11 protein-coding genes and 1 pseudogene are annotated in these 11,319 nt (G+C 45.4%); 5 read left to right on the top strand and 7 right to left on the bottom strand.

What is annotated here, in order from left to right:
* Position 1: 1 nt before the first annotated feature.
* Both BDI_RS01580 and BDI_RS01575 read right to left on the bottom strand, forming a co-directional pair.
* Positions 2–1,189, bottom strand: coding sequence for a hypothetical protein (locus BDI_RS01580; RefSeq protein ID WP_011965963.1), 1,188 nt, complete (start codon positions 1,187–1,189; stop codon positions 2–4).
* A gap of 154 nt (positions 1,190–1,343) precedes the next feature.
* The gene (locus tag BDI_RS01575; protein ID WP_005861919.1) at positions 1,344–2,357 is read right to left on the bottom strand and encodes a Gfo/Idh/MocA family protein; all 1,014 of its coding nucleotides are present in this window, start codon (positions 2,355–2,357) and stop codon (positions 1,344–1,346) included.
* A 166-nt stretch (positions 2,358–2,523) separates the two neighbouring features.
* Between BDI_RS01575 and BDI_RS01570 the strand changes: the two genes are divergently transcribed.
* Complete coding sequence (locus tag BDI_RS01570; protein ID WP_005861917.1) at positions 2,524–3,111, top strand: DUF4251 domain-containing protein; 588 nt, start codon at positions 2,524–2,526, stop codon at positions 3,109–3,111.
* Between the two features lie 83 nt (positions 3,112–3,194).
* Here the strand turns inward: BDI_RS01570 and gcvT are convergent, their stop codons facing one another.
* The 5 genes from gcvT to rplU form a co-directional block, all read right to left on the bottom strand.
* Positions 3,195–4,280 carry a glycine cleavage system aminomethyltransferase GcvT gene (gene gcvT / locus BDI_RS01565; protein WP_011965962.1) on the bottom strand — a complete coding sequence of 362 codons (1,086 nt, stop codon included), beginning with the start codon at positions 4,278–4,280 and terminating at the stop codon, positions 3,195–3,197.
* A gap of 13 nt (positions 4,281–4,293) precedes the next feature.
* Entirely contained in the window at positions 4,294–5,514 is a 1,221-nt protein-coding gene (gene pepT / locus BDI_RS01560; protein ID WP_005861913.1) for a peptidase T, read from the bottom strand.
* Positions 5,515–5,620: 106 nt separating this feature from the next.
* Positions 5,621–7,027: an amidophosphoribosyltransferase gene (locus BDI_RS01555; protein WP_008780836.1), complete on the bottom strand. Its 1,407-nt coding sequence runs from the start codon at positions 7,025–7,027 to the stop codon at positions 5,621–5,623.
* Positions 7,028–7,183: 156 nt separating this feature from the next.
* Complete coding sequence (gene rpmA / locus BDI_RS01550) at positions 7,184–7,450, bottom strand: 50S ribosomal protein L27 (protein WP_005861909.1); 267 nt, start codon at positions 7,448–7,450, stop codon at positions 7,184–7,186.
* Between the two features lie 22 nt (positions 7,451–7,472).
* Positions 7,473–7,790: a 50S ribosomal protein L21 gene (rplU, locus tag BDI_RS01545; protein WP_005861907.1), complete on the bottom strand. Its 318-nt coding sequence runs from the start codon at positions 7,788–7,790 to the stop codon at positions 7,473–7,475.
* Positions 7,791–8,011: 221 nt separating this feature from the next.
* On the opposite strand from rplU, the gene BDI_RS01540 reads away from it, so the two are divergent.
* The 4 genes and pseudogenes from BDI_RS01540 to istB all read left to right on the top strand — a co-directional run bounded on the left by BDI_RS01540 (position 8,012) and on the right by istB (position 11,254).
* Complete coding sequence (locus BDI_RS01540; RefSeq protein ID WP_005861905.1) at positions 8,012–8,347, top strand: helix-turn-helix domain-containing protein; 336 nt, start codon at positions 8,012–8,014, stop codon at positions 8,345–8,347.
* Positions 8,347–8,787: pseudogene (locus BDI_RS01535) on the top strand (HipA N-terminal domain-containing protein); the annotation flags it as partial. The gene BDI_RS01540 and the pseudogene BDI_RS01535, both read left to right, overlap by 1 nt.
* 101 nt (positions 8,788–8,888) lie before the next feature.
* Positions 8,889–10,487 (top strand): IS21 family transposase, encoded by a 1,599-nt coding sequence (gene istA, locus BDI_RS01530; protein ID WP_011965960.1) that lies wholly within the window; start codon positions 8,889–8,891, stop codon positions 10,485–10,487.
* Between the two features lie 11 nt (positions 10,488–10,498).
* Positions 10,499–11,254: an IS21-like element helper ATPase IstB gene (istB, locus tag BDI_RS01525; RefSeq protein WP_011965959.1), complete on the top strand. Its 756-nt coding sequence runs from the start codon at positions 10,499–10,501 to the stop codon at positions 11,252–11,254.
* Positions 11,255–11,319 lie beyond the last annotated feature (65 nt).

Genomic DNA, 11,319 nt, shown 5'->3' with positions numbered 1-11,319 from the left:
ACTAGGTTCTTTGAATAATGGCATATTCTATATGCTCCATATGCCCAAAACGGTCTGTTATCTCCAACTCATTCTCATAGAGGGAGAGTAAACGGCAAAATAACGTAACCTTCGCCTCGAAATCCATCTTCCGGTTATAATCATACGCCATCACGAAAGAGAACAAATCCCCTCCGGTCCGGCTAAAAACATCCATCATCTTCCGGGTATTGATAGCAGCCTCCCCCACCTCTTGATTCTCCATCTGCTCGGCGGAGATCACCCCCAGCTCCTGCCGGTGGATCACCTTGTCCGGCCGTATGCCGTCGGCCACCTTCAAGATGACATCCAGTGCCTCGTCCGTTTGCAAATAAGGAATGGAAACCTTGAATAAGGTAGGCTGCACGCCCTCCAATACCACGGAACGCTCCGCGTCTACCACCTCCCGCACGTTCGTGTTCTCCTGTAACTCAAACTGCTCCCGCAGATATTTGATACGACGCAGCTTACGGGTAAAACCCACCTGCGTACGGATCTGGTTCAAGTAATCAATGATATCCTGTTGAGAATGAATCAAGCTATGGCCGGCGCTCAATAACTCCGTCTTCAACTCACGGGCGATCGTCAACAGCTCCTCGTCCGGGGCTTGGGCGAAAAAGGGAGTCCGTTCCCGATCCAGCAGCTTCTCCACTTCCACGATCAGGCGGTTGATCTCGATTCGTTTAGCGTCCAGATTCTCCAGTTTGGCGATCTTCACCTTATAGCTCGGCTCGTTCTTGAACGTATTATCGATCACCCGTTGCAAGGACACCACGTTACGTACCAAGATCTTCCCGATCTTCCGCAAATGCGCCTTGACCGATCGCAGATAGCCCAACTTACGCAAATCGTTATCCTCCTTGCTATAATAATCGATCAATTGATACACCAACTGGATATTCTCATCGATCACCGAGGTAGAAATCTCCTCATTCGCCTCCAGAAGCAGCTCATAGAAAGAGAGATAATGCTCATCCATCTCGATATAAGGGCCGTTCCTGCGGATCACCTCACGCTCGATCAAGATATTCAATTTATTCTCATCGATAATATCCAACGCATAATCATAGCGAAACGGTAATGATTTTCTTTTCTCAAATAAGACCTCCAATAGGTCCTTTCCCAGATTTAGCGTATTCGTTATATGGGGTATTGAATTATATATGTACATCCTAAACAATTAAGGACACAAAGGTAATAAAAATACAAGTAACCCTTTTTTCTCCGTGATGAAAAAGGATTTCCATCGTAGTGAAAAAGCTTTTTCATCACGGTGGAAAAAGTTTTTCACCCCGATGGAAAAAGAGGAAAATCACGAAGAGTTATCAATCCGCCGGATAGACAATTCCCAACTGCCGGCGTACTTCATCGATAATCTCCAATGTAATCAAAGAATTATCAAGGCTATTGATTTCTGACTCCCGCTTGCCAGACAAGACGAGGTTGATAAATTCCGCTACCTCATAATAGTACTCATCCTTATCGGCGACCACGCTTAGGTCTTCCGGAACCGGTTCCGGGCCTTTTCCCATCGCCGGAGCTAAACGAGGAGAATACGTCACTTTACGGATGATATTGATCCGGTCCAAGGTCAAGTTCCCCTCCTCCCCTTGTATCTCGGTAGGCAAGGCGGAGTTGGCGATCTTAGAATAAAGCACCGTGGCGTTCATCCCCTCATACAAGAAATTCACAGCCCCTTGCCCGTCCGCTCCTGAGGACAGGACTATGCCCGAGGCATCTATCTTCTTAGGGCGACCAAACAAGACAACCATCGGATAGACCGTATAAATACCGATATCCATCATGGCCCCATTAGACAACTCCGGCTTGAAAGCGTTCAACACGATTCCTTCCTTGAACTTATCATAACGGGAGGAATACTGGCAATAGCAGGCGAAATAACGACGAACCGTACCTACACGCCCAAGATTCTCTCGCACGGCAAGAAAGTTCGGCGTAAGCGTAGGCTTCATCGCCTCCATCAACGTGACATTATAGGTACGGGAAGCCTCGATCATCGCACGTACTTCTTTCGCGTTGGAAGCGAAGGGTTTCTCGCAAAGAACATGCTTACCATAGCTCATGCAAAGAATACTCTGGGAGGCATGAAGGAAGTTCGGGGAGGCAATATACACGGCGTCGATCAACGGGCTTTTCGCCATCTCCTCCAAGGAGGTAAACGTATACGGTATATTATGTTTCGAGGCGAAAGCATCCGCCGTCTCCTGAGTTCTCGAATATACAGCTACCAGTTCAAAACGCTCATCCTGCCGGGCTCCGGCAATTACCCAATCACTTATGAAATTGGTTCCGACTACACCAAAACGTACTTTATCCATATTCTATCGTATTATGTTCTTCGCTTACAAATGTACGATTTCTGTTTAACATAAATACTCCGTGGAAATGTTATTGTATCTATAAAAAGGATAAGTCACAGGAACTTTTTCGCAACGACGCTGTTTAATCTATACAATTTAAAACCGTTTTAAAACTAAATCAAGTATGAAAAGAATTGTATCTTTTATCGTCGTTCTCGCTGTCGCTATGTGCGGAATGACACAAGTAATGGCTCAAAAATCGATAACAAAGGAAGCCAAAAAAGTAGAGAGAGAAATCAAGAAACAAGAGCGTCTGGCACAAGATGCCGTAGAAGGCCAAGAAGAGTTTAACGCCGCTGTACAAGCTATCAACAACCAATCATTCGTATTGGAGGCTAACAACATACAACCGATGAACGGACAGGTATTCTACGTAAATTCAAATACGAACTTCGTATCTTTGAATGACGGACAGGCTATGGTCCAGATCGCGTCCAACTCTCCGTATCCCGGTCCTAACGGATTAGGTGGTATCACCGTACAAGGTAGCGCCTCCAATATCCAGACCAAGCAGGATGACAAGGGCAATGTTTATCTGAACATGAACGTACAGGGTGTGTTTATCTCCGCTACCGTTAGCTTGATGCTTACCAACGGAACAAACAACGCAACCGTTACCGTAGACCCGAACTTCTCCGGTAGAAACTTGAGAATGACCGGTACCCTACTTCCGTACTCACAATCGAACATTTTCCAGGGAACAACATATTAATCATGTCCAACTTTTCTATAATAAGGAAGGCGGTGCTCCGTGAGGAACATCGCCTTCGAACTATTTATAGATAGCCTTATCTCTTATTTACGGAAAGGAGCCTTTACCACTTGAGCCTTCAAGTTCTTATTACGCACCTTGATAAAGATATCCGTACCAGCTTTCGCAAACTCAGGTTTCACGTATCCCATACCGATCCCCTTCTTCAATACCGGAGACATCGTACCGGAAGTAACCACGCCAATTACATTCCCTTCCGCATCGGCGATCTCATAGCCATGACGGGGAATTCCCTTTTCCTGCAACTCGAAAGCACACAACTTACGGGTTACGCCCTCTTTCTTCTGACGCTCCAATTCCGCACGATTCGTAAAGTTCTTACCCTCGGCGAACTTCGTGATCCAGCCTAAACCAGCCTCGATCGGAGAAGTCGTATCATCCAAATCATTTCCATACAGACAGAAGCCCATCTCAAGACGAAGTGTATCACGTGCTCCCAAACCGATCGGCTTGATCCCTTCCGGCTTTCCAGCCTCGAAGATAGCGTTCCAAATCGTCATCCCATCACTCGGATAGAAATACAACTCGAAGCCACCCGCACCGGTATACCCCGTGTTGGAGATAATCACGTTCTTGCAACCGGCGAACTCACCCGTCACAAATGAATAGTAAGGAATAGAAGATAAATCAACCGGAGTAAGACGTTGAAGAACCTCCTGTGCTTTCGGTCCTTGGATAGCCAATTGAGCCGTACGGTCGGAAGAATTCTCCAATTCGGCACCTACCGTATTATGGCTTACGCACCATTCCCAATCCTTGTCGATATTACCGGCGTTTACGACCAGCAAATATTTCTCCGGCTCGTAATGATATACCAAAAGGTCATCCACGATACCTCCCTTGTCGTTCGGGAAGCAAGTATATTGAGCCTTACCAAGCGGCAAGACAGAAGCGTCGTTAGAAGTTACGCTTTGAATGAAAGCCAAGGCGTTCGGGCCTTTTACCCAAAACTCGCCCATGTGGGAAACATCAAACACACCTACACCATTCACTACAGTCATGTGTTCGTCGATAATTCCGGAATATTCGATAGGCATATTGAAACCTGCGAATTCGTGCATCTTCGCGCCCAAGGCGATATGCACGTCGGTAAACGGAGTTGTTTTCATGTAATTATTGCATTTAAGATTTACGAGCCGATAGCTCTATGATTTTTATAACTGTTTCCATACTCTTTTCCAACGAACGAACGGGCAAGAACTCATAACGTCCGTGAAAATTCAGGCCTCCCGCGAAAATATTCGGGCAAGGCAATCCCATAAACGACAGGCGGGCACCATCCGTACCTCCCCGGATCGGTTTCACGATCGGTTCTACCCCAACGGAGGTCATCGCCTCAAACGCCAAATCAACGATATGCTTCTGGGGCTCCACGACCTCGCGCATATTGTAATATTGATCCCGAAGCTCTAAATGCGCACATCCCGGATGCGCTTCATTCATCTTATCAACCAACGTACGAAGCAATTCTTTCTTCTCCTCGAACAACTTCCGGTCATGGTCACGGATGATGTAAGATAGAGTAGCTTCCTCGACCGAACCGGTCATACCGGTCAAATGGAAGAATCCCTCATAACCAGTCGTATGCTCCGGACGTTGCTCGGCCGGCAACCAAGAAGCAAACTCGATCGCACGCAAGGAAGCGTTTTGCATCTTATCCTTGGCGTATCCCGGATGTACGTTCAAGCCCTTGAAGATAATCTTAGCGCCGGCGGCATTGAAATTCTCATATTCCAACTCACCGATTTGTCCACCATCAATCGTATATCCCCAATCACAACCGAACTTCTCCACGTCGAAATGATCGGCACCTTGTCCGATTTCCTCATCCGGGGTAAAAGCGATACGGATCTTACCGTGCTTGATCTCCGGATGATCCTTCAAATATTGCATAGAGGCGACGATAGCGGCTACACCTCCCTTATCATCGGCACCTAATAAAGTCTTACCATTCGTTACGATAATATCCTGTCCCTTATAATCTGAAAGCTCTGGGAACATCGATTGAGATAGTACAACATTTTCTTCCGCATCCAAGACAATATCACCACCCAGATAAGTCACGATACGAGGCTGGACATTCTTACCCGACATATCCGGACTCGTATCCAAATGAGCGATAAAACCGATAGTCGGGATTTTCTCGTCCGTATTAGCCGGCAGAGTAGCCATTACATAACTATTCTCATCCAAGGAGATCTCCTCCATACCAATCGCTTCCAATTCCTTCACCAAAGCCTCGGCAAAGACACGTTGTCCCGGCGTACTAGGAGTCGTACCCGTCTCCTCGTTCGACTGGGTATCGAACGTAACGTACTTTAAAAATCTATCTAAAACTGTCATAACTCACTCTTTTAAAACAGCCATAAAAGTAGACAAAGCAAGTTACATGACAAAAAAATAGCGAGACAAATTGTCCCGCTATTCCTGTTTCTCTCAAAAAATGTCATCAAAAGCAGCTTGAACCGTCGAAGCAGTGCGTACAAACCTTACACTTAGGCAAGCCGATCGCCTCCACCAAGGTTTCCAGCGTATTAAACTTCAAGGAACTCAACCCGAAACGCTCGGCGATAATTCCGACCATCTTCTTATATTCCGGAGAGTCTGTCGTAGCATATTTATCCAGATTCTTATTCTCATCCCCTTCCAGTTCCTTGATAATCTGACGAGTTATCAACTCCAAAGGACTCTTGGAAGAAGTAAAACCGATAAACGGGCAACTATAAATCAATGGAGGGCAAGCGATACGCATATGTACCTCTTTCGCCCCATAATCATATAAGATCTTCACGTTATCACGAAGCTGTGTACCACGCACGATCGAGTCGTCGCAGAAAAGGATGCGTCTGCCTTCCAGCATCGCACGGTTCGGTATCAATTTCATCTTAGCCACCAAAGCACGCATCTCTTGGTTAGCCGGGGTAAAACTACGAGGCCACGTCGGTGTATACTTAGCGATAGCCCGATGATAAGGCACCCCCTTACCTTCCGCATATCCCAAGGCCATACCCACGCCGGAGTCCGGTATACCACAGGCGCAATCCACCTCCGAGTCATCCTTCTGCCCCATCTTATATCCACTCATAAACCGGACATCCTCCACGTTCTTACCCTCATAGCAAGAAACCGGAAATCCATAATACACCCAAAGGAAAGAGCAGACCTGCATCCCTTCATTCGGTTTACGCATCTGCTCCATACCATCGGCACGCAAACGGACGATCTCGCCCGGGCCTATAAATTTCTCGATCTCATAATCCAAGTTCGGAAGACTGCTAGACTCACTGGTCGCCGCATAAGCTCCGTCTTTCTTCCCGATTACGATCGGCGTACGCCCCCACTTATCACGGGCGGCGATAATACCATCCTCCGTCAGGAGCAACATAGAGCAAGAGCCCTTTATCTTATTGTAAACATTCTCAATACCCTCCACGAAGTCCTTGCCTTGTGTAATCAGCAAAGCGACTAACTCCGTCTGATTCGTTTTTCCGGAACTCAATTCCGAGAAATGCATGTTCGCTTCCAATAACTCCTTTTCCAGCTCGTCCAGATTATTAATCTTCGCCACCGTCACGATCGCGAATTTACCTAAGTGAGAGTTGATAACGATAGGCTGCGCATCCGTATCGCTGATAATACCGATCCCGGCTTTTCCTTTGAATTTAGGAAGCCCCGGTTCAAACTTGGTGCGGAAATAAGAATTCTCCAGATTGTGGATCGAACGCGTAAACCCTTCTTCCTTATCGTACGTAGCCATACCGCCTCTGCGGGTTCCTAGATGAGAATTGTAGTCTGTACCATAGAATAAATCCGTAATACAGGCTCCTTTAGAAATAGTTCCGAAAAAACCACCCATTGTTTTTTATGTTTGTATTTATGTTTGAGACCGCAAAGTTACAAGTTTATTTATATATGTTCCAAAATTTACTTCATAACGTTTATTATCATCGGCAATAAAAAAAGGATACCCCTTTTCAGGATATCCTTTTCCTTATTCTTTGGTCGCAGAAACTTAAGCCTCAGCAACAACTTCTTTTACAGAAACAAATGATCTGTTTTCTTTTCCTCTACGGAAAGTAACAACGCCATCTACCAACGCATACAACGTATGATCCTTACCGATACCTACGTTCTCGCCCGGATGATGAACCGTACCTCTTTGACGAACGATGATGTTACCAGCTTTAGCAACCTCACCACCAAAAAGCTTAACACCTAATCTTTTACTTTGTGATTCACGGCCGTTCTTAGAACTACCCACACCTTTTTTATGTGCCATTTCTTTTCTTCTCCTTTAAACGTTAAGCAATAACTTCTTTAATACTCACCTCAGTGAACTGCTGACGGTGACCGTTCAATTTACGGTAACCTTTTCTTCTCTTCTTGTGGAATACCAGCACCTTGTCACCTTTTACCAGCGGAGATAATACCTCGCATACTACCTTTGCGCCCTCTACAGTAGGAACACCCACTGTTACCTCACCGTTGTTATCTACTAACAACACCTTGTCAAACTCCACAACAGCACCGCTTTCCGCGTTCTGAATGTGATGAACGAACAATTTCTTGCCTTGCTCAGCCTTGAACTGTTGTCCGTTAATTTCTACGATTACGTACATCTGTCTTAAAATCTTTTAAACAGGTTAGGTCCCGGGGGTGGGCTCCGTCTCCGGCTCCACTTATTTACCCTCTGCGGAAAATCGAGTGCAAAGATAGAGTTTTTTATTTAATTCCACAAACATCTTCTTGAACTTTTAAAAAGCCACGCATAAGACGATGAGAATACAGAGCTTTTTACTACCTTTGCAACTAATAATATATTACTATTATCCAAATAAAGATGCAGGAAACAAATAATATGTTATCAGTTCTTGACAACTATACGCTAGACAACCCGGATGAGATCGCTAAAGAAATAGCCAACGACTTCCGCAAGCGACGTATAGAGAAGAATCTGACACGCGAACAAGTGTCGGAGAAGGCAGGTGTAGCAGTCAGTAATATCGTGCGATTCGAACAGAAAGGTCTTATCTCACTCAAGAACCTTATCGGCATAGCAATGGCATTAGGTTACACTTCGGAGATAAAGAAGCTTTTTTCCGAACCAAAATACTCCACCATGGAGGAGCTACTACAAATCCGCAAGAATACCAACAAGAAAAAAGTACATAAGTAATGAGAATCAAAAAAATAGAAAGACTTATCGTAAAGTATCACGAACAGATAGTCGGGACGCTTTCGCTCACTCCCGACAACAAACAGTGTGCCTTTGAATACGATAAAGCATGGCTTTCCAACGGTTTCAGTATATCCCCATTGGAACTTCCGCTGAAACCGGGATTATTCATCGCAAAGCCCTCACCTTTTTATGGGAATTTCGGTGTTTTCGAAGACAGTCTGCCCGATGGCTATGGTCGCTACCTCTTGCATAAGGCCTTGCTCAAAGAAGGCATCAACGATACCCAATTGTCAGCGCTCGACCGTCTAAGTCTAGTGGGAAATGGGGGTATGGGAGCACTCACATACGAACCGGAAACCAGCATAGGTACTTCGCATGAGCCCCTTGATTTCGATCTGCTGCAAGAAAAGGCCTTAGAAGTGTTGCATGAGAAGAACGTGTAGATACTAATTGAAAAGTGCACCAATATTCCAATTGAAAAGTGCGCCGCCATAGGATAAGTATAATGACCTTTGTATCATCCAAATACAAAGGTAAAATGAAGACTATGGTAGAAAGACAATCAATAATACACATGTATAGAGTATGCGGTTATAGCAAACGGCGTATCTCTCGTGAACTTCATGTCAGCCGTCATACCGTTGACAATATTCTTTCAGAATACGAATCAGCCATCCGTACTGATAATCCGGAAGAGGCTTTGAGTGATTTGCTTACCGTCCAGCCCAAGTATGACAGTTCCAAACGCCGCCCTCGCCGCCTTACACAAGAGATTAAGGACGAGATCGGGTTTTGCCTGAAGAAGAATGCCGTTAAGGTAGCTACGGGGCTTCGCAAGCAGCGCATGCTGAAGAAGGATATCCACCAGTTTCTGTTATCCAAAGGATATACCATCAGTTATGCCACAGTGTGCAGTTATATAAAAAATATAGAGTCATACAAAGAGAAGAAAAAGAGCGAAGCCTTTATCCGGTTGTTCTATGAGCCGGGATGCATTGTTGAGTTTGACTGGGGTGAAGTCCTTCTTTTTATTGACGGTGTCAAGACCAAGTTTTATCTGGCCGTATTCACTTTCGGGCATAGCAATGGCAGATACGCCTACCTTTTCAGGCATCAGAATACGCTTGCCTTCATGGAATCCCACCGCAACTTCTTCAGGGATATACATGGTGTCCCCGCCATGATGGTCTATGACAATATGCGTGTAGCCGTCAAGAGCTTTGTCGGTGGTGACAAGAAGCCTACGGAAGCCCTGATGAAGATGTCCGGTTTCTATTGTTTTGAGTACCGTTTCTGTAATGTACGGGCCGGATGGGAGAAAGGGCATGTGGAACGCAGCGTGGAATATGTCAGGAGGAAAGCTTTCTGCCTGACTGACCATTTCAATGACATACGTTCCGCCCAGGAGCATTTGAACCGAATGTGTACGCAGGTCAACAACGAGCAGGGCAGTCTTTCAACAGCGGAGAAATCATCGCGTCTGGAGGCTGATTTGTCATCGCTGAAGCCTTTTCCCGGCAACCTTGGCTGTTTTGAGGTCAATGAGTACATCGTGGACAAGTGGTCGACTGTCAGCATGAAAAATGTTCATTATTCCGTACCTGATTCCCTTGTAGGAGAAAAAGTACATGTCAAGGTCTACAGTGAAAAAATCGTCATCCTGTACGGGAAGGAGAAAGTGGCCTCGCACCAACGCAGTTATTGTGGTGGCGACTGGTGCATCAAGCTGGAGCACTACTTGCGTACACTTTCCCGTAAACCGGGTGCATTACCTCATTCTGTGGTCTGGCAAAGAGCACCGGAAGAACTGAAAAGACTGTATGACAGCTATTTCAAGAATGACAACAGGGCATTCGTCCTGCTGCTGGACTATGCATGGGAAAATGGTTTTTCCGGGACAGACATCATCAGGGCATGCAGGGAACTGACCGGACGTGGTGTCAGAAAGATATCTCCGGAACAGGTAAAGGCCATGTTGCATGGCAACGCACAGGAAGAGATGGAAGAATCCATGGAGTCGCCTGTTCTTCCGGCACAACAAGAGAATATAGAAAGAGAAGCCGTGGATATGCTTGAAGGCATTACGGCACTCATGACAGGATACAATGAAGCGCATGATATAATACCAACCATTTAAGTTTATAATATATGAAATCAGAAAAAGAAACCATTTATGACTATGCGACAGAACTGAAGCTGCTGGCCTTCAAAGAGGAACTGGAATACACCCTTTCATTGGCAGCCGGAGAAAACTGGAGCCATTTGCATTTCTTGACCGAATTGCTTGGAAAGGAAAGTGTCAGAAGAAGGGAATGTAGAAGAAAATCAAGGATAAAATCTGCGGGATTCCCACAAATGAAGTATCTGCATGAACTTGTCATGGAAGACATGCCCAAAGAGGCACAGATAATATTGCCTGAATTGGAAACACTGGACTTCATCAGGGAGGGAAGAAACATAGTCCTGTATGGAAATCCGGGGACGGGAAAGACTCATATTGCTACGGCTTTAGGAATAAAGGCCTGCCAGCAGGATTTTACCGTATTGTTTACTTCAGTCCCTGTCTTGCTTACCCAGATAAGGGAAGCCAAATCCGCAAAGACACTGCGGGCGTTGCAATTACGGTTTGAAAAATACGATCTGGTTATCTGTGATGAATTCGGATATGTCAGTTGTGACAAGGAAGGAGGAGAACTGCTTTTTAACCACTTGTCCTTAAGGGCCGGGAAAAAAGCTACAATCATTACTACTAATTTGGCTTTTAACAGATGGAATGAAATCATAAAGGACAAGGTGCTTGTAGCGGCAATGGTCGACAGGCTTACACATAAAGCCTATCTGGTAAATATGACCGGACTCTCTTATAGGCTCAAAGAAACACAAAAAATGAGACAAGATAAATGAAGATTTTAAACTTATATGTAATTTTGTAACAAGTATGGATGGAGCTCTTTTCAATTAAAATACGG

This window comes from Parabacteroides distasonis ATCC 8503, assembly GCF_000012845.1.
Classification (GTDB): Bacteria; Bacteroidota; Bacteroidia; order Bacteroidales; family Tannerellaceae; genus Parabacteroides; species Parabacteroides distasonis.
This window is presented reverse-complemented; position numbering and strand designations above follow the sequence as displayed.

Bases quoted from the DNA above. Each gene is read 5' to 3' on its own strand.
- BDI_RS01580 (WP_011965963.1), bottom strand. From the start codon at position 1,189: ATGTACATATATAATTCAATACCCCATATAACGAATACGCTAAATCTG.
- BDI_RS01575 (WP_005861919.1), bottom strand. From the start codon at position 2,357: ATGGATAAAGTACGTTTTGGTGTAGTCGGAACCAATTTCATAAGTGAT.
- BDI_RS01570 (WP_005861917.1), top strand. From the start codon at position 2,524: ATGAAAAGAATTGTATCTTTTATCGTCGTTCTCGCTGTCGCTATGTGC.
- gcvT (WP_011965962.1), bottom strand. From the start codon at position 4,280: ATGAAAACAACTCCGTTTACCGACGTGCATATCGCCTTGGGCGCGAAG.
- pepT (WP_005861913.1), bottom strand. From the start codon at position 5,514: ATGACAGTTTTAGATAGATTTTTAAAGTACGTTACGTTCGATACCCAG.
- BDI_RS01555 (WP_008780836.1), bottom strand. From the start codon at position 7,027: ATGGGTGGTTTTTTCGGAACTATTTCTAAAGGAGCCTGTATTACGGAT.
- rpmA (WP_005861909.1), bottom strand. From the start codon at position 7,450: ATGGCACATAAAAAAGGTGTGGGTAGTTCTAAGAACGGCCGTGAATCA.
- rplU (WP_005861907.1), bottom strand. From the start codon at position 7,790: ATGTACGTAATCGTAGAAATTAACGGACAACAGTTCAAGGCTGAGCAA.
- BDI_RS01540 (WP_005861905.1), top strand. From the start codon at position 8,012: ATGCAGGAAACAAATAATATGTTATCAGTTCTTGACAACTATACGCTA.
- istA (WP_011965960.1), top strand. From the start codon at position 8,889: ATGAAGACTATGGTAGAAAGACAATCAATAATACACATGTATAGAGTA.
- istB (WP_011965959.1), top strand. From the start codon at position 10,499: ATGAAATCAGAAAAAGAAACCATTTATGACTATGCGACAGAACTGAAG.